20 protein-coding genes and 1 other RNA gene are annotated in these 24,990 nt (G+C 61.8%); 14 read left to right on the forward strand and 7 right to left on the reverse strand.

What is annotated here, in order from left to right; all coding sequences use genetic code 11:
- Positions 1–2 precede the first annotated feature (2 nt).
- The 6 genes from smc (at position 3) to PQT43_RS23515 (ending at position 9,348) form a co-directional block, all read left to right on the forward strand.
- Positions 3–3,491 (forward strand): chromosome segregation protein SMC, encoded by a 3,489-nt coding sequence (gene smc, locus PQT43_RS23490; protein WP_272754736.1) that lies wholly within the window; start codon positions 3–5, stop codon positions 3,489–3,491.
- 257 nt (positions 3,492–3,748) lie between these two features.
- Positions 3,749–4,603 carry a cell division protein ZipA gene (gene zipA / locus PQT43_RS23495; RefSeq protein WP_102878987.1) on the forward strand — a complete coding sequence of 285 codons (855 nt, stop codon included), beginning with the start codon at positions 3,749–3,751 and terminating at the stop codon, positions 4,601–4,603.
- A 124-nt stretch (positions 4,604–4,727) separates the two neighbouring features.
- Positions 4,728–7,100 carry an NAD-dependent DNA ligase LigA gene (ligA, locus tag PQT43_RS23500; protein ID WP_115581944.1) on the forward strand — a complete coding sequence of 791 codons (2,373 nt, stop codon included), beginning with the start codon at positions 4,728–4,730 and terminating at the stop codon, positions 7,098–7,100.
- Between the two features lie 118 nt (positions 7,101–7,218).
- Positions 7,219–8,385 carry a zinc-binding metallopeptidase family protein gene (locus PQT43_RS23505; protein WP_110652554.1) on the forward strand — a complete coding sequence of 389 codons (1,167 nt, stop codon included), beginning with the start codon at positions 7,219–7,221 and terminating at the stop codon, positions 8,383–8,385.
- 162 nt (positions 8,386–8,547) lie between these two features.
- Positions 8,548–8,644, forward strand: an RNA gene (ffs, locus tag PQT43_RS23510) — signal recognition particle sRNA small type.
- A 200-nt stretch (positions 8,645–8,844) separates the two neighbouring features.
- Positions 8,845–9,348 (forward strand): GrpB family protein, encoded by a 504-nt coding sequence (locus PQT43_RS23515; RefSeq protein ID WP_272754738.1) that lies wholly within the window; start codon positions 8,845–8,847, stop codon positions 9,346–9,348.
- A 10-nt stretch (positions 9,349–9,358) separates the two neighbouring features.
- Here the strand turns inward: PQT43_RS23515 and PQT43_RS23520 are convergent, their stop codons facing one another.
- From PQT43_RS23520 to PQT43_RS23530, 3 genes are all read right to left on the reverse strand, one after another.
- Complete coding sequence (locus tag PQT43_RS23520) at positions 9,359–10,177, reverse strand: helix-turn-helix transcriptional regulator (RefSeq protein ID WP_110596952.1); 819 nt, start codon at positions 10,175–10,177, stop codon at positions 9,359–9,361.
- 5 nt (positions 10,178–10,182) lie between these two features.
- Complete coding sequence (locus tag PQT43_RS23525; RefSeq protein ID WP_272754740.1) at positions 10,183–10,734, reverse strand: kinase inhibitor; 552 nt, start codon at positions 10,732–10,734, stop codon at positions 10,183–10,185.
- A 119-nt stretch (positions 10,735–10,853) separates the two neighbouring features.
- A complete protein-coding gene (locus PQT43_RS23530; RefSeq protein ID WP_110596951.1) occupies positions 10,854–11,720 on the reverse strand; it encodes a LysR family transcriptional regulator in 867 nt (288 codons plus the stop codon).
- Positions 11,721–11,820: 100 nt separating this feature from the next.
- On the opposite strand from PQT43_RS23530, the gene PQT43_RS23535 reads away from it, so the two are divergent.
- Positions 11,821–12,747, forward strand: a complete 927-nt coding sequence (locus PQT43_RS23535; RefSeq protein WP_267269674.1) for a DMT family transporter — start codon at positions 11,821–11,823, stop codon at positions 12,745–12,747.
- A 46-nt stretch (positions 12,748–12,793) separates the two neighbouring features.
- Here PQT43_RS23535 and PQT43_RS23540 read toward each other — a convergent pair whose 3' ends face one another.
- From PQT43_RS23540 to PQT43_RS23550, 3 genes are all read right to left on the reverse strand, one after another.
- Positions 12,794–13,687: a DUF2167 domain-containing protein gene (locus tag PQT43_RS23540; protein WP_170004304.1), complete on the reverse strand. Its 894-nt coding sequence runs from the start codon at positions 13,685–13,687 to the stop codon at positions 12,794–12,796.
- Positions 13,688–13,823: 136 nt separating this feature from the next.
- Positions 13,824–14,195: a VOC family protein gene (locus PQT43_RS23545; protein WP_102878997.1), complete on the reverse strand. Its 372-nt coding sequence runs from the start codon at positions 14,193–14,195 to the stop codon at positions 13,824–13,826.
- Between the two features lie 146 nt (positions 14,196–14,341).
- Entirely contained in the window at positions 14,342–14,656 is a 315-nt protein-coding gene (locus PQT43_RS23550; RefSeq protein WP_011060220.1) for a helix-turn-helix domain-containing protein, read from the reverse strand.
- Between the two features lie 445 nt (positions 14,657–15,101).
- Here PQT43_RS23550 and PQT43_RS23555 point away from each other — a divergent pair, with 445 nt between their 5' ends.
- Together PQT43_RS23555 and PQT43_RS23560 are read left to right on the forward strand one after the other, a co-directional pair.
- Positions 15,102–16,667, forward strand: coding sequence for a methyl-accepting chemotaxis protein (locus tag PQT43_RS23555; RefSeq protein ID WP_102863815.1), 1,566 nt, complete (start codon positions 15,102–15,104; stop codon positions 16,665–16,667).
- An 18-nt stretch (positions 16,668–16,685) separates the two neighbouring features.
- Positions 16,686–18,404, forward strand: coding sequence for a putative bifunctional diguanylate cyclase/phosphodiesterase (locus PQT43_RS23560; protein ID WP_110596947.1), 1,719 nt, complete (start codon positions 16,686–16,688; stop codon positions 18,402–18,404).
- On the opposite strand, the gene PQT43_RS23565 is transcribed toward PQT43_RS23560, so the two are convergent.
- Positions 18,377–19,147, reverse strand: coding sequence for a substrate-binding periplasmic protein (locus PQT43_RS23565; protein WP_110652561.1), 771 nt, complete (start codon positions 19,145–19,147; stop codon positions 18,377–18,379). The two genes, PQT43_RS23560 and PQT43_RS23565, sit on opposite strands and share 28 nt — an antisense overlap.
- A 139-nt stretch (positions 19,148–19,286) precedes the next feature.
- Here PQT43_RS23565 and dnaX point away from each other — a divergent pair, with 139 nt between their 5' ends.
- The 5 genes from dnaX to PQT43_RS23590 all read left to right on the forward strand — a co-directional run bounded on the left by dnaX (position 19,287) and on the right by PQT43_RS23590 (position 24,966).
- Positions 19,287–21,398, forward strand: a complete 2,112-nt coding sequence (gene dnaX, locus PQT43_RS23570) for a DNA polymerase III subunit gamma/tau (RefSeq protein WP_267269675.1) — start codon at positions 19,287–19,289, stop codon at positions 21,396–21,398.
- 66 nt (positions 21,399–21,464) lie between these two features.
- Complete coding sequence (locus tag PQT43_RS23575) at positions 21,465–21,803, forward strand: YbaB/EbfC family nucleoid-associated protein (RefSeq protein ID WP_015634779.1); 339 nt, start codon at positions 21,465–21,467, stop codon at positions 21,801–21,803.
- Between the two features lie 208 nt (positions 21,804–22,011).
- Positions 22,012–23,055, forward strand: coding sequence for an NADP-dependent oxidoreductase (locus PQT43_RS23580; protein ID WP_102879001.1), 1,044 nt, complete (start codon positions 22,012–22,014; stop codon positions 23,053–23,055).
- Positions 23,056–23,112: 57 nt separating this feature from the next.
- The gene (gene recR / locus PQT43_RS23585) at positions 23,113–23,715 is read left to right on the forward strand and encodes a recombination mediator RecR (RefSeq protein WP_102863810.1); all 603 of its coding nucleotides are present in this window, start codon (positions 23,113–23,115) and stop codon (positions 23,713–23,715) included.
- Between the two features lie 102 nt (positions 23,716–23,817).
- Positions 23,818–24,966, forward strand: coding sequence for an acyl-CoA dehydrogenase family protein (locus PQT43_RS23590; protein WP_272754746.1), 1,149 nt, complete (start codon positions 23,818–23,820; stop codon positions 24,964–24,966).
- Positions 24,967–24,990 lie beyond the last annotated feature (24 nt).

The raw sequence follows: 24,990 nt of genomic DNA on the forward strand, positions 1-24,990 counted from the left end.
GCGTGCGACTCAAGTGCATCAAGCTGGCGGGGTTCAAGTCCTTCGTCGATCCGACCACGGTGAACTTCCCCAGTAACATGGCGGCGGTGGTGGGGCCCAATGGCTGCGGCAAGTCGAATATCATCGACGCCGTGCGCTGGGTGATGGGCGAAAGCTCGGCGAAAAACCTGCGTGGCGAGTCGATGACCGATGTCATCTTCAATGGCTCCACCAGTCGCAAGCCAGTGAGCCAGGCCAGTATCGAACTGGTGTTCGACAACTCCGACGGCACCCTGGTGGGCGAATACGCGGCCTACGCCGAGATCTCCATTCGCCGCAAGGTCACACGCGACAGCCAGAACAGCTATTTCCTCAACGGCGCCAAGTGCCGCCGTCGGGACATCACCGACATCTTCCTTGGCACCGGCCTGGGGCCACGCAGCTACTCGATCATCGAGCAGGGCATGATCTCCAAGCTGATCGAGGCCAAGCCCGAGGACCTGCGCAACTTCATTGAAGAAGCCGCGGGCATTTCCAAGTACAAGGAGCGCCGGCGCGAGACGGAAAACCGCATCCGCCGCACCCATGAGAACCTCGCCCGCCTGACCGACCTGCGCGAAGAGCTGGAGCGTCAGCTGGAACGCCTGCATCGCCAGGCCCAGGCCGCCGAGAAGTACCAGGAATACAAGGCCGAGGAGCGCCAGCTCAAGGCGCAACTGTCGGCTCTGCGCTGGCAGGCATTGAATGAGCAAGTCGGCCAGCGCGAGTCGGTGATCGGTAGCCAGGAAGTCAGCTTCGAGGCCCTGGTGGCTGAGCAGCGCAATGCCGATGCTGCTATCGAACGCTTGCGTGACGGGCACCATGAATTGTCCGAGCGCTTCAATCTGGTGCAGGGGCGCTTCTATTCGGTGGGCGGTGATATCGCCCGGGTCGAGCAGAGCATCCAGCATGGCCAGCAGCGCCTGCGGCAGTTGCAGGACGATCTGAAGGAAGCCGAGCGCGCGCGCCTGGAAACCGAGTCGCACCTGGGGCACGACCGCACCTTGCTGGCAACCCTGGGGGAAGAGCTGGCCATGCTCGAACCCGAGCAGGAGGTCACTGCAGCCGCCGCCGAGGAAGCCGCCGCGACCCTGGAAGAAGCCGAAACCACCATGCACGGCTGGCAGGAGCAGTGGGACGCCTTCAACCTGAGTTCCGCCGAGCCGCGGCGCCAGGCGGAAGTGCAGCAGTCGCGCATCCAGCAGCTCGAAAGCAGCATGGAGCGGCTGGCCGAGCGTCAGCGACGCCTGGGGGAGGAGCGCGAATTGCTCTCGGCCGACCCGGAAGACGCGGCGATCCTCGAACTCAATGAACAATTGGCCGCCAGCGAAGCAACTCTGGAAGACCTGCAAGCCAGTGAGGAATCCCAGGTCGAGCGCCTGGAGCAACTGCGCCAGCAATTGCAGCAGGCGACCCAGGCCCAGCAACAGGCCCAGGGTGAATTGCAGCGGCTCAATGGCCGCTTGGCGTCTCTGGAGGCCCTGCAGCAAGCCGCGTTGGACCCGGGCACCGGTACTGCACAGTGGCTGCGTGAACAGCAGTTGGCCGAGCGTCCGCGCCTGGCCGATGGCATGCACGTGGAAGCGGGCTGGGAGCTGGCGGTGGAAACCGTGCTTGGCGCCGATCTGCAAGCGGTGCTGGTGGATGATTTCACCGGTATCGATCTGGCCGGTTTCCAGCAAGGCGACCTGCGTCTGCTGAGCCTGCAAGGCGATGCGCTGCGCATGCCCGGCAGCTTGCTGGACAAGGTGGAATCCACGGTCGATCTGTCGCCCTGGCTGGGGCAGGTCAAACCGGTGGAAAACCTCGAACAGGCCCTGGCCTTGCGTGGGCAACTGGCAGCCGGGCAGAGCCTGATCAGTCGCGACGGCTACTGGGTCGGCCGGCATTTCCTGCGGGTGCGGCGGGCCAGCGAAGCGGAAAGCGGCGTGCTGGCGCGAGGCCAGGAAATCCAGCAACTGACCCTGGAGCGCGATGAGCGCGAAGCCAGTGTCGAAGCCCTGGAGAGTCAATTGCTCAACCTGCGGGCCCAGCAACGTCAGCAGGAGAACGGTCGCGAACACTTGCGTCGCCTGTTGCAGGACGAGGCTCGCCAGCAGGGAGAGTTGAAAGCCAAGCTGTCCGCCGGCAAGGCCAAGGCCGAGCAGTTGAATCTGCGTCGTACCCGCCTCGATGAAGAGCTGGTAGAGCTCGGCGAGCAGCGTGAGCTGGAGCATGAACAAGTGGGCGAGGCGCGTCTGCAATTGCAGGAGGCCCTCGACAGCATGGCCCTGGACACCGAGCAGCGTGAGCTGCTGTTGGCCCAGCGCGACAGCTTGCGCGAGCGCCTTGATCGGGTGCGCCAGGAAGCACGCCAACACAAGGATCACGCTCATCAATTGGCGGTGCGCATGGGCTCCCTCAAGGCCCAGCACGATTCCACGCATCAGGCCCTGGAGCGCCTGGAGCTGCAGTCCGAGCGCCTGACCGAGAAGCGCGAACAGCTCAGCCTCAACCTGGAGGAGGGCGAGGCGCCGCTGGAAGAACTGCGCCTCAAGCTCGAAGAGCTGCTGGAAAAGCGCATGACCGTGGATGTCGAGCTCAAGACCGCGCAGATCGCCCTGGAAGATGCCGATCGCGAACTGCGCGATGCCGAGAAGCGCCGTAACCAGGCCGAGCAGCAATCCCAACTGATCCGCGGCCAGCTCGAACAGCAACGCATGGAATGGCAAGCCCTGACCGTGCGCCGCAAGACCTTGCAGGAGCAGTTGCTGGCCGATGGCTACGACCTGGACGGCGTGCTGGCGACCCTGACCGGGGAGGCCAGCGAGCAGGCCGCCGAAGAAGAGCTGGAGCGCATTGCGGCAAGAATTCAACGCTTGGGCGCGATCAACCTTGCGGCCATCGACGAGTATCAGCAGCAGTCCGAGCGCAAGCGCTATCTGGATGCCCAGGACGCCGATCTGGTGGAGGCCCTGGAAACCCTGGAAAACGTGATTCGCAAGATCGACAAGGAAACCCGCAATCGATTCAAAGATACCTTTGATCAGATCAACGGCGGTTTGCAGGCACTCTTTCCAAAAGTTTTCGGTGGCGGCAGCGCTTATTTGGAACTGACGGGCGAAGATCTACTCGATACAGGGGTAACGATCATGGCGCGTCCTCCCGGGAAGAAGAACAGCACCATTCATTTGCTCTCGGGGGGCGAAAAGGCATTGACTGCCTTGGCCCTGGTATTCGCCATCTTCAAGTTGAATCCGGCGCCGTTCTGCATGCTCGATGAAGTTGACGCGCCGCTGGATGACGCTAACGTTGGACGCTATGCAAGATTGGTTAAAGAGATGTCGCAGACTGTGCAGTTCATCTATATCACCCACAACAAGATCGCCATGGAAATGGCCGATCAGTTGATGGGGGTGACGATGCACGAACCCGGTTGTTCGCGCCTGGTAGCCGTGGATGTCGAGGAGGCGATGGCGATGGTGGACGCTTGAGTCCGTGCGACTAAGGCGACTATTGGACGGCAAGTCGGGGGATTTTTCCCATTACCAAGCTGGCCAATCGACATATTGGCCGTAACCGTTGCGACAGACGGTGTAAAGTTGCCTTTGGTCGTGCTAGTTTAATGTCAATTTTTCCTATGCGTGGGCAAAACGCCATTCAGAACATAGAGTTGGCGCCACGTTTTAAAGCGGTTTGCAGATTGTAAACCCCTTATTTTTCAGCATTTTTTATAGAGGCACGGGATTACATGGAAATCGGTCTGCGCGAGTGGCTGATCGTCATCGGCATTATTGTTATCGCCGGTATTCTTTTTGATGGCTGGCGGCGTATGCGCGGCGGCAAGGGGAAGTTGAAGTTCCGTCTTGATCGAAGTCTTTCCAATCTGCCGGACGATGAAGGCAGTGCCGAACTCCTGGGTCCGCCTCGGGTGCTGGATACTCATAAAGAACCGCAACTGGACGAGCACGATCTGCCGTCGGTGAGCATGCCTGCCCGCGAGCCTCGGGATAGTTCTTCCTCCAAGCGCGGCAAGCGTGGGGGCGAGCCTCATCAGGGTGACCTCAATCTGGACCTGGATCTGGATAGCGGCCCAAGCTTCAGTAGCCGCGACGATGACTTCCCGGCGGATGAAGGCAAGGCTGCCGGTCACAGCGACAAGGAACAGCCGCAAGCCGAAGAAGTGCTGGTGATCAGTGTGATCTGTCGCGACAGCGCTGGTTTCAAAGGCCCGGCACTGTTGCAGAACATCCTTGAAAGTGGCCTGCGTTTTGGCGAGATGGATATCTTCCACCGCCACGAAAGCATGGCCGGCAACGGCGAAGTGCTGTTCTCCATGGCCAACGCGGTCAAGCCGGGGGTGTTCGATCTGGATGATATCGATCACTTCAGCACTCCGGCGGTGAGCTTCTTCCTCGGCTTGCCTGGCCCGCGTCACCCGAAGCAAGCCTTCGACGTGATGGTGGCGGCGGCGCGCAAGCTGTCCCAGGAGCTCAATGGCGAACTCAAGGACGACCAGCGCAGCGTGCTGACTGCCCAGACCATCGAGCACTACCGCCAGCGTATCGTCGAATTCGAACGCCGCGCTCTGACCCAGAAGCGCTAAGCTTCCACAGTCAGCTCCTCTCGCAGGAGCTGACTGTGCAGGAACTGGCTTGCCAGCGAAGCCCACGCCCCCATCTTCAGATCGAGCAGCCTAGGCTGCTCTTTTGCTTTATGAGAGAACCCCCATGACCGCCGCTGAAACCCGCATTCTTGAGCTGCGCGCCGAGCTGGACCAACACAACTACCGTTACCACGTACTGGACGAACCGAGCATTCCGGACGTCGAGTACGACCGCCTGTACCACGAACTCAAGGCCCTGGAGGCCGAGCACCCAGAGCTGGTCACCAGTGACTCTCCAACCCAGCGTGTGGGCAGCGCGGCGCTCTCGGCCTTCACCCAGGTGCGCCATGAAATCCCCATGCTCAGCCTGGGTAACGCCTTTGAAGAAGTCGACATGCGCGAGTTTGATCGCCGGGTCAACGAAGGCCTGGACCTGCCGGCGGGCGATCTGTTTGGTGGCGGTGCGGCGGTGGAGTACAGCTGCGAGCCCAAGCTCGACGGCCTGGCGGTCAGCCTGCTGTATCAGGATGGTGTGCTGGTCCGTGGCGCCACCCGTGGCGACGGCACCACCGGCGAAGACATCAGTGTCAACGTGCGTACCGTGCGCAACATTCCGCTCAAGCTGCAAGGCAGCGGCTGGCCGGCGACCCTGGAAGTGCGCGGCGAAGTCTTCATGTCCAAGGCCGGTTTCGAGCGCCTGAATGCGGCGCAACTGGAGTCGGGCGGCAAGACCTTCGCCAACCCGCGCAATGCGGCGGCGGGTAGCCTGCGCCAGCTGGACTCGAAGATCACTGCCAGTCGGCCGCTGGAGTTCTGCTGCTACGGCCTGGGCCAAGTCAGTGCCGACATTGCCGACACGCATATCGGCAACCTGGAGCAACTCAAGCAGTGGGGCATGCCTATCAGTCGTGAGCTGCGCCTGGCCAAAGGGGTTGATGAATGCCTGGACTATTACCGTGAGATCGGCGAGCGGCGCAATGCGCTGCCCTATGAGATCGACGGTGTGGTGTTCAAGGTCAACAGCATCGCCTCTCAGCGTGAACTGGGTTTCCGTGCCCGGGAGCCGCGTTGGGCCATTGCCCATAAATTCCCGGCCATGGAAGAACTCACCGAGTTGCTGGATGTGGAATTCCAGGTCGGCCGCACTGGCGCGGTGACGCCAGTGGCGCGCCTGAAGCCCGTCAAGGTGGCGGGAGTCACTGTGTCCAACGCTACCTTGCACAATATGGATGAGGTGGCGCGCCTGGGGCTGATGATCGGCGACACGGTGATCATCCGCCGCGCCGGTGACGTGATCCCGCAAGTGGTGCAGGTGGTCGTTGAGCGTCGCCCTGAAAACGCCCGGCCGGTACAGATTCCGCAAAGCTGCCCGGTCTGTGGCTCTCATGTCGAGCGCACGCAACTGGTCAAGCGCAGCAAGGGCCGGGAAACCGTCAGCGAAGGCGCGGTGTATCGCTGCGTCGGTCGCCTGGCCTGCGGTGCCCAGCTCAAGCAGGCGATCATCCACTTCGTTTCCCGTCGAGCCATGGACATCGAAGGCCTGGGGGACAAGACCATCGAGCAACTGGTGGACGAAAAGCTCATTGCTTCGCCTGCGGATCTCTATCAGCTCAAGTACGAACAGATCATTGATCTGGAAGGTTTTGCCGAGGTTTCCAGCAACAAGCTGCTCAAGGCCATCGAGGACAGCAAGCGTCCGGCCCTGGCTCGCTTCATCTATGCCTTGGGCATTCCTGATGTGGGTGAGGAAACCGCCAAGGTCCTGGCCCGTTCCCTGGGAACCCTAGAGCGGGTCCAGCAGGCTTTGCCCCAGGTGCTGACCTACCTGCCGGATGTGGGACTGGAAGTGGCCCACGAGATTCACAGCTTCTTCGAAGACAGTCATAACCAGAGCGTGATTGGTGCCTTGCTGGCCGAGGATCAATGCGGCCTGGTGTTGCAGGATCAGGGCGAGCTGGGGGCAGAGTTTGCCGCCAGCACCACGTTGGGCGGCATGCTCGACAAGCTCAACATCCCCTCGGTGGGGCCGGGTGCGGCGCAGAAACTGGCAGACAAGTTCGGTTCCCTGCAGGGCGTGATTGCGGCTGACTGGCTGGATATGCGCCAGGCCCTGCCGGAGAAGCAGGCCAAGTCGGTGCGGGAGTTCTTCGACAACCCGGCCAATGCCCGGTTGGCCCAGGCCATCGAAGAGCAGCTCAAGGCCTTTGGCATGCATTGGCAGAGCGAGAAGAAGGTGGTCGAAGGCCTGCCGTTGGCTGGCAAGACCTGGGTGCTCACCGGCTCCCTGGAGTTGATGAGTCGCGATGTGGCCAAGGAAAAGCTGGAAAGCCTGGGGGCCAAGGTGGCGGGGTCCGTTTCGGCGAAAACCCACTGCGTCGTCGCCGGCCCCGGAGCCGGTTCCAAACTGGCCAAGGCCAATGAGCTGGGGCTCAAGGTCCTAGATGAAGCGGCCTTTGTCGCCTTTCTCGTCGACCACGGCATCCCCATCCCCGCGTGATCCTTGGGAGCCGGCTGGGCAGCGATGGTTTCGCCAGCAAGCCGGCTCCTGACAGGCCGAGGGAACGATGAGGCAGCCAGGATGATCTAGTCTTGGCAAGCCCCAGGGAGGATGCGTCATGTACCGTTTCTTCGAGCAGCTCAGTTCCCGGATCGCCGCGCCCTTCGTCGGTGACCGCTCACGCAACAGCAAACTCTGGTCATGCCGCTGTGGGCAGTCGCTGTTCTTTCGCAACAGCCAGTGCCTGGCGTGCTCTGCCTTGCTCGGTTATGCGCCGCAATCAGGCTGTCTGTCGTCCCTGCAGCCAGGGCCCGCCGCCGGGACCTGGGTGTTGGATGCCGAGCCTGATGCGGGGGCGTTCAAGCGCTGCGCCAACCTCGACACGCCCGCCGCTTGTAACTGGCTGTTGCCGGCCCACCTGACCGGTAATCTGTGCGTAGCCTGCAGCCTCAACCGCACCATCCCCGACTTGTCCGTCCCGGAGAATCCGGAGCGCTGGCGCAAAGTGGAAATCGCCAAGCGCCGCCTGGTCGCCCAACTGATCGCCCTCGGGCTGCAAGTGATCCCCAAGAGCGACGACGAAGCGCGGGGCCTGGCTTTCGACTTCCTTGGTGTTGATCTTGAGGGAAGGACGCCCATTACCGGACATGCCAATGGCCTGGTCACCCTGGATATCAAGGAAGCCGATGATGCTCATCGCGAGCGGGTGCGGGCGCAGATGCATGAACCTTACCGCACCCTGCTTGGGCACTTTCGCCATGAAGTGGGGCACTACTACTGGGATCGGCTGATTGCCAACAGCCCCTGGCTGGAGTCGTTTCGCAGCTTGTTCGGCGACGAGCGCTACAGCTACGCCGAGGCTCTGGAGCAGCACTATCAGCAGGGCGCGCCAAACGGCTGGCAGCAAAGCCACGTCAGCGCCTACGCCACCATGCACCCCTGGGAGGACTGGGCGGAAACCTGGGCTCACTACCTGCACATGATGGACGCGGTGGACACCGCCCTGGGCTTTGGCATGAGTGCCCGCGACGTCGATCTCGACTACCAGCCGTTTCCCCTGAGCAGCCTGTACGACCCGCAGCATCCTGGCGGACCGGCGTTCCTGGCCTTCGTCAACGCTTGGATCGAATTGGCTGGCATGCTCAACGAACTGTCCCGCAGCATGGGCCAGCCGGATTTCTACCCCTTCATCCTGCCGCCGGCGGTGATTGCCAAGCTGCATTTCATTCATTTGGTGATCCAGCAAGAAGGCGGCCGTGCCGACGAAGTGCTGTCCCTGGACTGACTCCACCGTCCTTCAGGCGATGGGGGAAGACTTTCACCCAGGGGTGTATCCAAGTGCTTGAAGCTCATCGGATTTTTTAATCTGCAACGAGCGGTTGTAAGTTCAACTCAGATAGGTACAATGGCGCGGCTCGCCGTCAGGCGAACGTCGTTATGGTGACCCCATCGGTCCCCCCGCAACGATTACCCGTGAACCTGGTCAGAGCCGGAAGGCAGCAGCCACAGCGGGAACATTGTGTGCCGGGGTGTGGCTGGTGGGGTTGCCTCCATAACGCTTCTCGTTGGTCCTCAACGAGATTGATCAAAATTCTTAAAGCACCTGAAAGTCTTCGAAGCGCGCAGCGTTCCTGTTGGCGTGTTTTTTGTCGTGCGCCCGGTTTCTGGCTCGCGAATCCCTTGTCCAGCCAGCCCGTGCGGTTCTTGCCTGGAATATCCAACGCCTTTGCATCAAGGAGTGGTCATGGCGCTTACCAGTAAGATTTCCCTCTATGACGATCAGTGGCCTGGTGCATTCAGCGCTGAGAAGGGGCGCATAGCCAAAGGTTTCGGTAGCGAACTGATAGAGGTACATCACGTGGGCAGCACCGCTGTTCCAGGGCTGGCGGCCAAGCCGGAAATCGATCTTTTGGCCGTGGTCGTGGAGCACCGGGATGAGGCTGCGCGCAATGCCTTCATGGCGACCCTGGGCTATGTCCGGGGCAGTGATCTGTCCCCGGGGCATCACTTTTACCGCCGCGATGTCGAGGGTGTGCGCACCCACAAAGTGCATGTCTGCATCTGTGGTCATGAGCAGATCGGGCGCATGCTGCGTTTTCGTGATCTGTTGCGTCAGGACAGCGGCATCCGTCAGCAATACCAGGATCTTAAGCTTCGGCTTGAAGCCGGCAATCGCGAGGGCATTGGCGAGTATCTCGCGCAAAAGGCGCCCTTCATCGATGCGGTGATGGATGGCCTGTCGCAGTGATGCGCGCTGGCTAGATAGCTGCCCGCAGTTCTCGGGGCGAAAGCCCGTAATGCTTGCGAAAGCGCACCGCAAAACGTGATGCCGAGGCGTAGCCGCTGGCTGCGGCGATTTCACCGATGGGGCGTGGCGTGGTTTGCAGCCACTGCAGGGCCAGGCCCAGCCTGACGTTCTCGAGGATGTTGCTGAAACTGTCGTTCTCGTTCGCCAGCTGGCGACGCAATGTGGAAGCCCCAAGGTTCAGGCGCTCGGCGACGCAGGCTACTGTCCAGTCCCGCGCCGGGTTGCTCATGAGGATCTGTTGCACCCGTTCGCACAGTGGGTCGTGACGATCCAGCAGCAATGGGCCGGCCCAGCCGCCAAGGGCCAGGGCCAGCAGCACCGCTTCGCCGTAGTGGCTGCGCAGGGCGTCCGGTGCATCGCTGGCAATGCACTCCAGCAGGTTGTCCCAGGCCAGGGCGGTGTGCCGCTCCAGGGGGACGCAGAGGTCCGCGCCGCTGCGCCCGGGACGGGTAATGATCTGCTGGCGGTAGCGCAGGCTGAACGCCCGCAAGGCCGGGGCAGGAAAGGTCACGACATCGGCGATGTAGTGACCCTGCGCGCCCGGATAGTTGCTGATGCCCACTTCGCGTCCCGCCGGCAGCAGGATCAGGTGCTGGCCGCCCACGCGCATCTGGCGGTCGTCCCACTCCATGCGTTTCTCGCCCTGGCGCACCCGGCACAGAGCACTGACGAAAATCGGTACCCGTTGCAGGGCATGGGCTTGCCGGGCGCGGATGACGCAGGTGTCGATACGGCTTTCATGATGCTGCAGGCCAGCAGGGGCATTCATCGTTACTAGCGTCCGTAAGTAGCGGTCAGTGTGGTCTTGGCCAAGGCGTTGGCGTTGAGCATGTAGCCCACCAATGCGCCGCTGGCCTGGGCATCGAGGGGCAGTTTATCCACCTTCAATGCCCAGACGGTGAACTGATAGCGATGCGGTTTATCGCCCACTGGCGGGCAGGCGCCGCCAAAGCCGGGTTGGCCGTAATCGGTACGCCCCTGAATGGCGCCGGGCGGCAGTTGCTCGCCGTTGGCGCTACCGGCACCTCTGGGCAGTTGCTGGGTGGAAGTCGGGAGGTTGACCAGGGTCCAGTGCCACCAGCCGCTGCCGGTGGGGGCGTCCGGATCATAAACAGTGATGGCAAAGCTTTTGGTGCCCGGTGGGGCATTTTTCCAGGACAGTTCGGGAGAGGTGTTGCCGCCTTCGCAGCCAAAGCCCTGGAACACTTCACGAGGGCTCAAGGAGTGGCCGTCGCTGATGTCGTGGCTGCTGATGCTGAACTCGGCGGCTTGGGCGCCAAGGCTCAGACCCAAGGAAAGCACGCTGAGTAAAAGTCGGTTTTTCATGAGGGGCTCGTCTGGGTGATGGTGATGAAAGACGAGTCTATTGGCAGGCAGCGTCCACTGTTGTGCTGGGGCGCTCGTGCATTGTGCCGAAACGCTCGCCGGCTTGCCGGGAAAGGGCGTCATGCTCCCAGCTGTTCCCGCAACAACTGGGCAAACGCATCCCGTGCACTGTGGCGCTTCACGTCCTGGTGCCAGACAAAGCGGTTGTCCACCGGCAGCAGGTCGCTGAAACGCTGCACGTTCAGGGTCGCCGATTGTGAATAGCGCTCCAGCACACCTTCCGGTATCAGCGAGACGCCGGCACCGACACTGACGCAGCCGATAATGGTGCCCCAGCTGGCATACCCGGTAATGGGCAGGTTTAGGCCGTGCCTGGCCAGCCAGGTTTCCAGGGCGCGGCGATAGGGGCAGCCCGGTGGCCACATGAACAGATTCTGCCCCTGCAAATCGCTGGCGCTGCGGATGGGGGCGGTGCCTGCACTGGAAATCAGCACCAGTGGCTCGTGGTAGAGCACGGTTTGCTGAAGCTTGGGCGGCAAGGTATCGATGGCCACCAGGGCGCCGTCGATACGCTGGTGTTGCAGTTCTTCAAAGAGTTGCGACCAGGTGCCGGTTACCAGTTCCACGTTCACTTTGGGGTAGCGTCGGTGGTATTGCGCCAGTAGCGGTGGCAGGCGGCCGCCAGCGCAGGACTCGATCGAGCCCAGGCGCAGCAATCCGCTGGGCTCCGCCTGGCTGTCCACGGCGCGTTTGGCTTCGTCGACCAGAGCCAGGATTCGCTCGCTGTAGCCGAGGAATATTTCCCCGGCCGGGCTGATCTTCAGCCCGCGCCCGACCCGGGTAAACAGCGGGGTCCCGAGCTCGTTCTCCAGCTGCTTGAGGCGGTTGGTGATGTTGGAGGGCACGCAATGCAATTGCTCGGCTGCGCGGGCAATGCTGCCGGAGCGGGCCACGGCTTTCACCATCTTCAGTTGGGTCAGTTCCATTGCTCATTTCCAGTGAGGTGTGGCCTTAGTATCGGTTAGTTGTGGTGAGTTATGGGGGGCGAGAGACTGCGTTTCTTCTTATTGTCTGGATGCCTGTACCGTGAAGCGCTTACCTGGGTTCAAGTTATTGCTGGCTACCGCTGCGGTCATTCTGTGCTGGGCCTATTCACCGGTGGGTATCCATATTGGCCTTGAGGGCTACAGTCCGGGGCATCTGGCGCTGCTGCGCTTCCTGATCGCTTCGCTGTTCATGGCGGCAATGGCAGTGGCGTTGAAAATATCCCTGCCGCGCTGGCGTGATCTGCCTTGGCTGCTGGTGCTGGGGTTCTTTGCCATCACCCTGCATCACGTCAGCCTCAATTATGGTCAGCAGGGCTTGAGTGCCGGCGCGTCGAGCGTGCTGGCGCAGTCGGCGCCGATCTTCAGCACGCTGATCGCCTTTTTCTGGCTCAAGGAGCCGGTCAGTGGTTGGCGCTGGGGCTGCGTGGGGGTGGGTTTGCTTGGAGCGGTGCTGGTGGTGGCGGCTGACAAGGGGTTGGGCTCGGTCGAACCGCGCGGATTGCTGGTGTTGTTGGCGGCTTTTTCCTGGGGGTTGTACTTCGTTTTGCAACGGCGCTTTTCCGGGCACTACGGCGTGTTGACCACGGTGTGCTACATGGTTTGGGGCGGTACGTTGCTGTTGTCGGTGTACGCACCCGGGTTGCCCGAGGCGGTGGCACAGGCGTCGTGGCGGGTGAATCTGGCGGTGCTGTTGCTGGGGTTGTTTCCCAGTGCTTTGGCCTATCTGGCCTGGGCTTACGTATTGGAGCGGGTGGAGGTCAGTCGGGCGTCGATCGCTATGTATCTGATTCCACCGACGGCAATGCTGCTGGCTGCGATGGTCCTGGGAGAGCGGGTGCAATCTTCTGTGGTGCTGGGGGCTGCCGTGGTGCTGGGCAGTGTGATGGCCATGCAACTGGAAGGGCGTTGGCGGCTGCGGGCCTTGCCGGCGAAGGAGCGAGATGTGCAGGTAAAACAGGGTGGTTGATAAGCTGCAACGCCCCCTCATCATGCGGGGGCGTCGCACCTTGCAGTCAGCCTTTTTTCTTGAACAGCCGGCCGGCGAACGCGGCAAGTGCGAGCACGCCGATGACAATGAACTTCTTGCCGGCCAGGAGCAGTACCCCCAGCTTGGCGAACAAGCCAGCCTTGCTGGCCAGGCCTCCGGCCACCAGGGCGGCCAGGCCATAGGATGCCAGTTTGTCGGTGCTGGGGTTGTAGTCGGCGTAGCGGTTGCCATCGGTGAAGTTGGTGAAGGCCAGGACCTTGGGAATTTCGCGCTTGATAGTTGCCAGGTCGTCCATGGAGGCGACCGCGTTGAGTTCCAGCACGCCTTCGCGCCCCAGTACGCGGATGCTGTAGTTCAGGGTGTGGCTCTCGGCGCCTTCAGCCTTGAGTTCGCGGGCCCAGTACATTTTGTGGGATTGCGCGTCGTAGCTTGGCTGTTCGGCCCAGCCCAGCAGGTGGATAGCGCCGTAGCCCTGTTCCTTGCGTTGCTTATTGTCTTCCTCGTCCGCTTCCTGCATTTGCTTGAGCAGGTCCTGATAATCGATTTTCGCCGCGTCGTCATCGGAAATGTGGCCGTCATTCTTGTAGCTGATGATCACGCCCCAGCCTTCGGCGGACAGCGGGCTGACTGCGCTGGGCACAATCATGCCCAGGGTGGTGAAGCCGGGTGGGTTGCCCCAGCCCTCGGTCAGCAGCTTCTCGGTGTCCTTGGGGTTGAGGTAGTAGAACTCCTGGCTCAGGTCGAGGCTGGCGATATCACCGGGCAGCTTGACGTTGCCGTGGCGTGGGGAGAGTGAGGCGAGAAACTGTTCGGCGGTCTGGGGTTCGGCGTCCTTGCTCTCGTTCGGCGCGGCGGCAAAGGCAAGGAGGGGCGTGGCGCAGAGGACGGCCATTGCCATGAGGAGGCGCAGGTACTTCATCGTATTCCCTTACAAATTGTGACAAGTCGGAGGGGAGGATAGCGATGAGTGTTGGAGGGCTCAATGAGGTGTTTCTAGTAATCTCTCAGCGCTGGCGGGGAAGGCGCTGGTATAGCGCCTCTGTTGGGGCATGGATTCAGTCGACAGTGAGATAGAGCACGCGCAAGCGATGTCCGTCCGGATCAAGGGCGAGCAGGGTGTAGCCGAAGTCCATCTGGGTGGGGGGCTGGGCGATGGTCATGTCCAGCGCTTGCCAGTGGCGATGCAATTCGTCCACGGCTTCTCGACTGTCCACGGCCCAGCCCAGTTCGCCGCCACCACCGGTTGATTGGGCGCTCGGTTCAACCGTGTGCCGGGACCAGAGGCCGAGCTTGATCCCCGAGTCGAGGATGAACAGGGCGAAGGATGGGGATGATTCCACCGGCTGTTTGTCCAGCAGGCGGCTGTAGAACTCTGCACTGAGGGGCGGGCTGTCCACATAAAGCAGGAAGTAGGTGTTACTGATCATGACGACTCCAGGGGCCTTTGGGCTGTGCTGTGGGCACAAGCTTATGGGCTGGGTCTGTCAGTTCCTGTCAGGAGTCGTGGATTAAAAAAGAGGCCAACTTATCAGGGGTGATAAGCGTGCCTCTTCTCGTTGATTTGTTGCGGGGCTCAAGGCTTGGACAAGGCCTGGTCTACCGCTGCTATCAGCTTTCCCAGATCCTTCGGGGTGGCTTTGTGAATGACACCGAACAAATAAGCCCGCTGTTCCTCTTCGTCGCCCAGATCGGCGAAGAAGGCTTTCAGCTTCACTCCCAGTACTTCGGCTAGCAGAAATAGAGCTTCAACGCTGGGGGTGTAGGTGCCGGTTTCGAAGCGGCTGATGGTTTTTGGGTCAAAACCGGTTTTTTCACCTAGTTCAGCCTGAGTAAGCCCCGCTACCTTTCGATAACGCTTGATGGCTGCACCCAAACTTGAAATTTGCATCGCTCAATTCCCATTTAGAATCAAGAACTTAACGATAAATATTGGCATTAGACAACACCATGATTCATCACCTTGCTTTGCAAAATGTGATGCATTTCGTAGAATCGGCGCTTCGGACAGGTATTTGGTGATCTAGTTTCAGAGGGCAGGTTTATGAAACAAGAAATCATTGCATTTCCCTTGTTCACCTAAACCGAGGACTTGGCAGAGGCTCGACCGTCTCGTAAATCCCGCCAACGCACCGTCCGCCGTCCCCCACCTGACGCCTTATCTGATCCTAGTTGATCTTCGTCGAATCGACGGTCAACTGCCGCGCAAACCGCTGTACGGCTGCAATCAGGGCGATCCTTTCGATTGAGTCGTACCGCCAGGAAAGTACATTTCGAATCAACCTGTTGCCGGCTTCCCGGTGCTGTTGATCGCAGGCTGTCTATGGAGTTCTAAAGTGCGTCTCAATTTGCCGGTCACCTCTGTTGAGCAGACCTTTCCCGACCAGCAGCGGCTCATATCCGCCACCGATACCAACAGCCACATCACCTACTGCAATGCCGAATTCGCCGCGATGAGTGGTTTCAGCCAGGCCGAGCTGATTGGTAGCACCCATAACCTGGTGCGTCACCCGGATATGCCGGCGGCGGTGTTCGAGTCGATGTGGGGGTATCTCAAGGCAGGGCAGAGCTGGATGGGCGTGGTGAAGAACCGCTGCAAAAACGGCAATTTCTACTGGGTCAGCGCCTATGTCACGCCCATCCTCGAAGAGGGTCGACTGGTGGGGTATGAGTCGGTGCGGGTCAAGCCGACCCGGGAGCAAGTGAACCGCGCTGAAATCCTCTATGCGCGACTGCGTGCTGACAAGGCACCGGTCTCGGCCTGGCGGCACCTGGAGGCAGCAGCCAGGCCATTGCTGTTGCCGGTAGCGGTAGCGGTGGGTTGCCTGGCGGCATTCACCTGGTTGCCGACGTTGCTGGCCCAGGGGCTGACGGTCACGGGGTTCGTGGGGGTCGGGCTGATGGCCCAGCGCCGTTTGGGGCAGCAGCTCAAGCAGATTGTCCGTAGCACTCCAAACACCTTTGCCGATCCGATCTGTGCCCTGGCTTACAGCGACGCGCTGGGGCCGGCGGCGCAGTTGCAACTGATCCTGGCCAGTGAAGAGGCGCGGCTGAAAACCGCCTTGACCCGACTCAGCGATCTGGCTCGACAGATGGCTACGGCGGCGGCCGACTCCAGTCAGTTGTCCAGCCGCACTGAGTCGGCGCTGCTGGAGCAGCGAGCGGAGACCGACATGACGGCCGCTGCCATGACCCAGATGGCCGCTTCGATCACCGAGGTTGCGGAACACGTACAGCACACCGCCAGTGAGGCTCACACTGCCAACCTGCTGGCCCAGCAAGGCAGCCAGGTGGCGGGCACTTCCCGTGACGCCATCCAGTTGCTGGCCCGCACTGTTACCCAGATCAATCAGGCGGTGGGTGACCTGGCCGGGCAGACCCAGGACATCATGGTGGCAGCGAGCATGATCCAGGCGATTGCCGACCAGACCAACCTGCTGGCCTTGAACGCAGCCATCGAAGCCGCTCGGGCCGGAGAGCAGGGGCGCGGGTTTGCCGTGGTGGCCGATGAGGTGCGCGCCCTGGCCGGTAAGACACGTGAGTCCACCCAGCAGATCCAGGGCATCATCCAGAGCCTGCGGGCCGGTGCCGATGAGGCGGTGCAGATCGCCAGCCTGGGCATCGAGGAAGCCGAGCAAGGGGTGCAGCAGGTCTTGCAGGCGCAGCAAGCCTTGCAGGGCATAGGCGCCGCGGTGGAGCGTATCACCGACATGAGTCAGCAGATGGCTGCGGCGTCCCAGGAGCAGTCCCATGTAGCGGAATCGGTGTCCGAACAGATCAACAGTGTCGCCGCCACGGTGCAGCGCACTGCCGAGAATGCCAGCGCCGGAGTCGTTCGCGGCGCGGAGCTGGAAAACATCTCTTCCGGGCTGCGTGCCTTGGTCGAGCGGTTCAACCGCTAGCGACAGTGAGTTCGACTCATGGATGAGAAATACCGCAGGGCCGTCGATGCCGCCGCCATTTTCTCCGAGACAGATCTCGGCGGTTGCATCACCTATGTCAACGACCTGTTCTGCCAGATCTCGGGCTACAGCCGTGAAGAGCTGATCGGAGCCAACCACCGGATGCTCAGTTCGGGGCTGCATCCACCGGAGTTCTTTACCGAGCTGTGGCAGACCATCATCCAGGGGCGGGTGTGGAAAGGTGAGATCTGCAACCGTGCCAAGGACGGCAGCCTGTATTGGGTCGACAGCACCATGGTGCCCCTGGTGGATCAGCGCTCCGGCAAGGTGATGCGCTATGTATCGATCCGCTTCGATGTCAGCGAGAAGCGCCAGTTGCTGCATTCGCTGCAATGGCGGGTTGGGCATGACGTGCTCACTGGTCTGCCCAATCGGGCCTTCCTTTCCGATCTGTTGCACCAGGCGCTGGACTTCTCCCGCCAGGAGAATATTCCCCTGGCGGTATGCATGCTCGATCTGGACGGTTTCAAGGCGGTCAATGATGGCTACGGTCACGCCTGTGGTGACCTGCTGCTGGTGGAGGTGGCTGCGCGCCTGCGTTCGATCATCAGGGGCGAAGATGTGGTGGCACGCCTGGCCGGAGACGAGTTCGTGCTGATCCTGCGTTACGTCAGGGACATGCTGGAGCTGCGGGCGGCACTGCAGCGGGTGTTGGCGACCATTTCCCAGCCGTATTCGATCCAGGGCAAGGACATCAATGTGTTTGCCAGCATTGGGGTGACCCTGTTTCCTACCGATAACCATGATGCCGATACCTTGCTGCGCCACGCCGACCAGGCGATGTACGTGGCCAAGCAAAGCGGACGCAATCGCTTCCACCTGTTCGATGTCCTGCGTGATCGTGAAGTGATGGTCACCTACCAGACGGTGGAGCACGTGCGCCAGGCGCTTAACAGCGGCGAGCTGCAGCTGTATTTCCAGCCAAAGGTCAACATGCGCAGCGGCGCGGTGGTGGGGTTTGAAGCCATGTTGCGCTGGCAGCACCCGCAGCGCGGGATGCTGGGTTCCCAGGATTTCCTGCCTCAGGTGGAAGAGACCGACCTCATCGTCGATATCGGCGAGTGGGTCATCGATCAGGTGATGAGTCAGCTGCAACGCTGGCAGGCGGCGGGCCATGTCTGGCCGGTGAGCCTGAACGTCGCGGCCCGGCATTTCCAGCGCACGGATTTTGTCGAGCGGCTCAAGGGGATGCTCGATCGCTACCCGGATGTGTCACCCGTCTTGCTGGATCTGGAGATCGTCGAGTCGGTGGCCATCGACAATATCCAGCGAGTCAGCGATTGCCTCGATGCCTGCCAGGGCTTTGGTGTGCAGTTTTCCCTGGGGGACTTCGGCACTGGGCATTCGTCCCTGAGCTACCTCAAACGTCTGCGTACCCAGACCATCAAGATCGATCGATTGTTTGTCCGCGACATGCTTCACGACCAGGATGACCAGGCCCTGATTCAGGCTCTGGTCGGGCTGGCCCGGGCGTTTGGCCGCCAAGTTGTGGCCGAGGGCCTGGAAAGCCTGGCCCATGGCGAGCGATTGATGGCCCTCGGATGTGAGGTGGCCCAGGGTGAGTTCATTGCTGCGCCCATGCCCGCTGACGCCGTGCTGGAGTGGGTAAGCAATTTTGAGCCACCGCTGCCGTGGCGGTGCGGCACGCTTCAGGGCGACACGGTGTCGGAGGCCTGAGCGCCGGTCTGCGGGTCGACGTAGCGCTGGACGATGGCATCGATCTCGCCGGACATCTTCATCTTCAGCAGGGTCCGCAGAATTCGCTGGGCCGGCACTGCCGGGTCATTGCGCACGTAGCAGCCCACAGCTTGCTCCTGCAGCAGCGCGACGCGGTGCAAGGGTTTGCCGGAGGACTGGGTCTTGTTGAACCAGTCCAGGGTCCACTGGCTGGCGATAGCGTACTGGTAGCGTCCTACCTGGAGCTTTTGCAGGACTTGCTCCTCGTTGCGGGCATCGTCACGAATCAGCTGGGCGCTCTCGAACAGGGGTTGCAGCGAGGTGTAGGTGTAGCTCAGTACGGTGCCGATGTGCTGAGTGGGCAACTGCTGCGGGTTGATCGGCTCATGATGGTAGCGGTTACTGACCAGCAGGTTGCGTTGCACGAACAGCGGCACGCTCCACAGGTAATCCCCGGACAGGTTCGGCAGCCAGGCTTGTGCGGCGAAGCAGCGCACGTCGACTTCGCCCTGGGCCATGGCGTTCTGCACCCGGGCGCGGGCCAGGACGTGGAACTCGGCACGGGTGCCCATATGCCGGGCGAGGCTGTTCATGGTGTCGTAAAGGATGCCGGCGGTGGGTTGCTCGCCATCGACCTCGATGGTCGGCATGGCCCAGCTGTCGGCGATGACAAAGCGTAAAGGCGCTTCGGCGGCTTCCAGGCTGGTGCTCAAGAGTAGCAGGGCGCCCCAGGTCAAATGCATACGGTCTCCCACGGTTCTAACGACCGAGCAATCCTTTGCGAAATGCAGCTTAGACAGATTAGACGAGCGCGCCGGATGCAATTTCGCCCTTGCTCCGCTAGCATTACCGGCTTCCGCTTTCCAGTTGCGACGGTTTTCGATGAGTTATCAGGTTCTTGCACGTAAATGGCGTCCGCGCTCGTTCCGCGAAATGGTCGGCCAGACCCATGTGCTCAAGGCTCTGATCAATGCCTTGGACAGCCAGCGGCTGCACCACGCCTATCTGTTTACCGGCACCCGCGGGGTGGGCAAGACCACCATCGCGCGGATCATTGCCAAATGTCTGAATTGTGAAACAGGCATCACTTCCACGCCGTGCGGCACCTGTTCGGTGTGCTGCGAGATCGACGAAGGACGCTTCGTCGACCTGATCGAGATCGACGCCGCGAGCCGGACCAAGGTCGAGGACACTCGTGAGCTGCTGGATAACGTGCAATACGCGCCGAGCCGCGGACGCTTCAAGGTCTACCTGATCGACGAAGTGCACATGCTTTCCAGTCACTCGTTCAACGCCTTGCTCAAGACCCTTGAAGAGCCGCCACCCTACGTCAAGTTCATCCTCGCAACCACCGACCCGCAGAAGCTGCCGGCGACCATTTTGTCCCGTTGCCTGCAGTTCTCCCTGAAGAACATGACCCCCGAACGGGTGGTCGAGCACCTGAGCCATGTGCTGGGTGTAGAGAACGTGCCGTTCGAAGACGACGCATTGTGGCTGCTGGGCCGCGCCGCCGACGGCTCGATGCGTGACGCCATGAGCCTGACCGATCAGGCCATCGCCTTCGGTGAAGGCAAGGTCATGGCCGCCGACGTGCGAGCGATGCTCGGCACCCTCGATCACGGCCAGGTCTATGACGTTCTCCATGCCCTGATTAATGGTGACGCCAAGGCGTTGCTGGAGGCTGTGCGCCATCTGGCGGAGCAGGGCCCGGACTGGAACGGCGTGCTCTCGGAAATTCTCAACGTGCTGCACCGGGTCGCGATTGCCCAGGCGTTGCCCGAAGGGGTCGACAACGGTCATGGCGATCGTGACCGGGTACTGGCTCTGGCCCAGGCACTGCCGGCCGAAGACGTACAGTTTTATTACCAGATGGGCCTGATCGGCCGTCGCGACCTGCCGTTGGCGCCGGACCCGCGAGGGGGTTTCGAAATGGTCTTGCTGCGGATGCTGGCCTTCCGCCCGGCGGACACCGCGGATGCGCCGAGACAGTCGCTAAAGCCAGTGGGGATCAGCCAGGCCACAGTTGATTCCGCCCAAGCCGTGGCGGTACCAGCACCTGCTGTGCCTGTGGCTCCCATTACTCCTATTGCTAGCGCGCCGGTCGCACCGGCTGCCGCTCCGGCTCCGATTCCAGCTCCGCCGGTCGCGCCTGTACCTGTCGCGCCGCCGGTTGCCGAAGCGCTTGCCGTCGAAGCGGTTGACGTCGAGCCTGGGCCGGTGGCCGCCGAGGAGGTGGTCGACCTGCCTTGGAACGATCCGGTAGCGCCGCAGATCGAGCAGCAACCAGCTGTTGAACCGGTGCTGGACGTGGTGGCCGAACAGCCCGAGCTGACGCCAATGCCAACTCCAACGCCCGACAGCGTGGTGCCGGATGCGCCGGAGTGGGTCAGTGCGCCTGTGCCCGAGCCGAGCGTGGCCGAGGTCGACGCTGCCACCCCGGGCATTGATCTGGACGACGAGCCGCCCCTGGACGAGGACTACATCGAGCCGGACATGGATTCGGCCTACAGCTACCTGGACGAGCTGGCCAGCGAGCACGCCGCCGATCCGGCCCCGGAGCCCGAGCCGGAACCTGCTGCCAAGCCGGCCACCGGCTTGGCCTTGGAGTGGCTGCAACTGTTCCCGAAACTGCCGATCTCCGGCATGACCGGCAGCATCGCCGCCAACTGCACCCTGATGGCCGTAGAGGGTGACAACTGGCTGTTGCACCTGGACCCGGCCCACAGCGCACTGTTCAACGCCACTCAGCAGCGCCGGCTCAATGACGCGCTGAACCAGTACCACGGACGTACCCTGACCCTGACCATCGAGCTGATCAAGCCCGAGCAGGAAACCCCGGCCCAGGCCGCTTCGAGGCGTCGGGCCGACCGTCAGCGCGAGGCGGAGGACTCGATCCACGGCGATCCGTTCATCCAGCAGATGGTCCAGGAGTTCGGCGCCGTGGTGCGCCAGGATACTATTGAACCTGTCGAGGCCCTGGCCGCTCAGGGTTGATCACTTAAAGGGCGCCGGACCCTGGGTCGGGCGCTGTTTCAATCCCCGTACTTTGAGGTAATTCCCATGATGAAAGGTGGCATGGCCGGCCTGATGAAGCAGGCACAGCAAATGCAAGAAAAAATGGCCAAGATGCAGGAAGAACTGGCCAACGCTGAAGTCACCGGCAAGGCTGGCGGCGACATGGTCACTGTGGTCATGACCGGTCGTCACGACATCAAGCGTGTGAGCATCGACCCGAGCCTGCTGGAAGGCGTCAGCGAAGATGACCGTGAAGTGCTGGAAGACCTGTTTGCCGCTGCGGTCAATGATGCCGTGCGCAAGATCGAGTCCAACAGCCAGGAAAAAATGTCCGGCATGACTGCCGGCATGCAACTGCCTCCAGGCATGAAACTGCCGTTCTGAGTCGCCCAGGCGCTTCGGATGGACGCAAAAAGCCAGGCCTTGAGCCTGGCTTTTTTTATCCTGTCGATAAGCACTGTGCTGTTCGTGGGAGCTGGATTGCGGGCGAAGGCCGCCGCCGATCCGTCTGTAGAAACATCGAACGCCACGGCCCTCGCGGGGTCTGCACCCTATACAGTCCTATCCAACCCTCGATACAGGAGTGTCTGTGATGTCGCAAACATTGACCCTCAACCAGCGTGTGGTGCTGGTCTCTCGTCCCCAGGGTGCACCGGTCCCTGAGAACTTCCGTCTGGAGCGGGTCGCCTTGCCGGAGCTGGCGGACGGCCAAGTCCTGCTGCAGACCCTCTACCTGTCCCTGGACCCCTACATGCGCGGCCGCATGAGTGACGCGCCGTCCTACGCCGCACCGGTGGAAATCAATGAAGTCATGACCGGTGGCGCGGTGAGTCGGGTCGAGCGTTCGCTGAATCCGAAGTTCCAGGAAGGCGATCTGGTCGTGGGGGCCACTGGCTGGCAGAGCCACTGCATCAGTGATGGTCGTAACCTGATTCCGGTACCTTCCGGCCTACCCAGCCCCTCCATGGCCTTGGGCGTGCTGGGCATGCCCGGGATGACTGCCTACATGGGGCTGATGGACATCGGTCAGCCCAAGGCCGGGGAAACCCTGGTGGTGGCTGCGGCGTCCGGCGCTGTGGGCTCGGTGGTAGGGCAGGTGGCCAAACTCAAGGGGCTGCGGGTGGTGGGTGTGGCCGGTGGCGCGGACAAGTGCCGCTACGTGGTCGAGGAACTGGGTTTCGACGCCTGCATCGATCACAAGAGCGCCGATTTTGCCGCTGAGCTGGCCCAGGCCTGCTTCAAGGGCGTGGACATCTATTTCGAGAACGTCGGTGGCAAGGTGTTCGATGCCGTGCTGCCCTTGCTCAATCCCAAGGCGCGCATTCCCCTGTGCGGGTTGATCGCTCAGTACAATGCTCAGGAACTGCCGCCAGGCCCGGACCGTCTGCCGCTGTTGCAGCGCGCCTTGTTGACCAAGCGGGTGCGGATCCAGGGCTTTATCGTCTTCGACGACTATGGTGACCGGCATCCAGAATTCATCAAGGCCATGGCGCCCTGGGTGCGCGAAGGCAAGGTCAAGTTCAAGGAAGATGTGGTCGAAGGCCTGGAGCAGGCGCCTGAAGCCTTCATCGGCCTGCTGGAGGGGCGCAACTTCGGCAAGCTGGTGGTCAAGGTTGCCGCGCACGCGAGTATTTGACGCTACCCTGAGGCGCGGGTATAAACCGCGTCTCGTCGTTTTGTCGGACCTTTGCCCATGAGCTTCAGCCCCCTGATTCGCCAACTGATCGATGCCCTGCGCACCTTGCCGGGCGTGGGTCAGAAAACCGCCCAGCGCATGGCCTTGCAGCTGCTTGAACGTGATCGCAGTGGTGGTTTGCGCCTAGCCCAGGCCCTGAGCCAGGCCATGGAAGGGGTGGGGCATTGCCGTCAATGCCGGACTCTGACTGAAGACGAGCTGTGCCCGCAGTGTGCCGACCCGCGTCGCGACGACAGCTTGCTCTGCGTGGTGGAAGGACCGATGGATGTGTACGCGGTGGAACAGACCGGCTATCGCGGTCGATACTTCGTGCTCAAGGGGCACTTGTCACCGCTGGACGGTCTAGGGCCCGAAGCGATCGGTATTCCGCAGTTGCTGGCACGGATCGAGGAGCAAGGCAGCTTCAGCGAAGTGATCCTGGCCACCAACCCAACCGTGGAAGGCGAGGCTACTGCGCACTACATCGCCCAACTGCTGACCAACAAAGGCCTGATCACTTCGCGTATCGCCCACGGCGTGCCTCTGGGTGGCGAGCTGGAGCTGGTGGACGGCGGCACCCTGGCCCATTCCTTCGCCGGTCGCAAACCCATAGCGCTTTAACGCGGTAGGAGCCGGCTTGCCGGCGAAAGACCCGCCACACATTTTCTTGAAAACCAAGCAAGCGCTTGGTAAGTTCCCTCGACCCTTCAGAGGAGCTTGCCGATGTCTGCCTGCCAGGAATACTTCGACCTCAGCCACCAGTTGGTCCGTGACAGCGTGCGACGTTTCGTCGAACGGGAAATTCTCCCCGAGATCGATCAGTGGGAGGAGGCTGAAAGCTTCCCCCGCGAGCTGTATCTCAAGGCCGGTGCGGCAGGGATTCTGGGGATCGGTTATCCCGAAGCCCTGGGGGGCAGCCACGAAGGTGACCTGTTCGCCAAGATCGCCGCCAGTGAAGAGCTGATGCGCAGTGGTTCCGGCGGCCTGGTGGCAGGGCTGGGCTCCCTGGATATCGGCCTGCCGCCCATCGTCAAATGGGCTCGACCCGAAGTGCGGGAGCGAGTGGCTCCCCAAGTGCTGTGCGGCGAGAAAATCTGCGCTCTGGCGGTGACGGAGCCCAGTGGCGGCTCTGACGTGGCCAACCTGCAAACCCGCGCCGTGCGTGACGGCGATCATTATCGGGTCAGCGGCAGCAAGACCTTTATCACCAGCGGCGTACGCGCCGACTTCTACACCGTTGCGGTGCGTACCGGTGAGCCCGGTTACGGCGGCATCAGCTTGCTGCTGATCGAAAAGGGCACGCCGGGCTTCACCGTGGGGCGACAGCTGAAAAAGATGGGCTGGTGGGCCTCGGACACTGCCGAGCTGTTCTTTGACGATTGCCGGATACCGGTGGGCAACCTGATCGGTGCCGAGAACATGGGCTTTGCCTGCATCATGGGCAATTTCCAGAGCGAACGCCTGGCCCTGGCGCTGATGGCCAACATGACGGCGCAGATGGCCCTGGAGGAAAGCCTGAAGTGGGCCCGCGAGCGCGAGGCGTTCGGCAAGCCCATCGGCAAGTTCCAGGTGCTCAAGCATCGTCTGGCGGAGATGGCTACGGCTCTGGAAGTCTCGCGGGAGTTCACCTATCGCCAGGCGGCGAAGATGGCCGCCGGCAAGAGTGTGATCAAGGAGATTTCCATGGCCAAGAACGTTGCCACCGATACCGCCGACCGTATTACCCATGATGCGGTGCAGATACTCGGTGGCATGGGCTACATGCGCGAGAGCCTGGTGGAGCGCCTGTATCGCGACAACCGTATTCTCTCGATCGGCGGCGGCACTCGCGAGGTGATGAACGAAATCATCAGCAAGCAGATGGGCCTGTAGAAACCTGCTTGCTGGTGAATACGC

Source organism: Pseudomonas sp. BLCC-B112 (assembly GCF_028550695.1).
Taxonomy (GTDB): Bacteria; Pseudomonadota; Gammaproteobacteria; order Pseudomonadales; family Pseudomonadaceae; genus Aquipseudomonas; species Aquipseudomonas danubii.

Bases quoted from the DNA above. Each gene is read 5' to 3' on its own strand.
- zipA (WP_102878987.1), top strand. From the start codon at position 3,749: ATGGAAATCGGTCTGCGCGAGTGGCTGATCGTCATCGGCATTATTGTT.
- ligA (WP_115581944.1), top strand. From the start codon at position 4,728: ATGACCGCCGCTGAAACCCGCATTCTTGAGCTGCGCGCCGAGCTGGAC.
- PQT43_RS23505 (WP_110652554.1), top strand. From the start codon at position 7,219: ATGTACCGTTTCTTCGAGCAGCTCAGTTCCCGGATCGCCGCGCCCTTC.
- PQT43_RS23515 (WP_272754738.1), top strand. From the start codon at position 8,845: ATGGCGCTTACCAGTAAGATTTCCCTCTATGACGATCAGTGGCCTGGT.
- PQT43_RS23520 (WP_110596952.1), bottom strand. From the start codon at position 10,177: ATGAATGCCCCTGCTGGCCTGCAGCATCATGAAAGCCGTATCGACACC.
- PQT43_RS23525 (WP_272754740.1), bottom strand. From the start codon at position 10,734: ATGAAAAACCGACTTTTACTCAGCGTGCTTTCCTTGGGTCTGAGCCTT.
- PQT43_RS23530 (WP_110596951.1), bottom strand. From the start codon at position 11,720: ATGGAACTGACCCAACTGAAGATGGTGAAAGCCGTGGCCCGCTCCGGC.
- PQT43_RS23540 (WP_170004304.1), bottom strand. From the start codon at position 13,687: ATGAAGTACCTGCGCCTCCTCATGGCAATGGCCGTCCTCTGCGCCACG.
- PQT43_RS23545 (WP_102878997.1), bottom strand. From the start codon at position 14,195: ATGATCAGTAACACCTACTTCCTGCTTTATGTGGACAGCCCGCCCCTC.
- PQT43_RS23550 (WP_011060220.1), bottom strand. From the start codon at position 14,656: ATGCAAATTTCAAGTTTGGGTGCAGCCATCAAGCGTTATCGAAAGGTA.
- PQT43_RS23560 (WP_110596947.1), top strand. From the start codon at position 16,686: ATGGATGAGAAATACCGCAGGGCCGTCGATGCCGCCGCCATTTTCTCC.
- PQT43_RS23565 (WP_110652561.1), bottom strand. From the start codon at position 19,147: ATGCATTTGACCTGGGGCGCCCTGCTACTCTTGAGCACCAGCCTGGAA.
- dnaX (WP_267269675.1), top strand. From the start codon at position 19,287: ATGAGTTATCAGGTTCTTGCACGTAAATGGCGTCCGCGCTCGTTCCGC.
- PQT43_RS23575 (WP_015634779.1), top strand. From the start codon at position 21,465: ATGATGAAAGGTGGCATGGCCGGCCTGATGAAGCAGGCACAGCAAATG.
- PQT43_RS23580 (WP_102879001.1), top strand. From the start codon at position 22,012: ATGTCGCAAACATTGACCCTCAACCAGCGTGTGGTGCTGGTCTCTCGT.
- recR (WP_102863810.1), top strand. From the start codon at position 23,113: ATGAGCTTCAGCCCCCTGATTCGCCAACTGATCGATGCCCTGCGCACC.
- PQT43_RS23590 (WP_272754746.1), top strand. From the start codon at position 23,818: ATGTCTGCCTGCCAGGAATACTTCGACCTCAGCCACCAGTTGGTCCGT.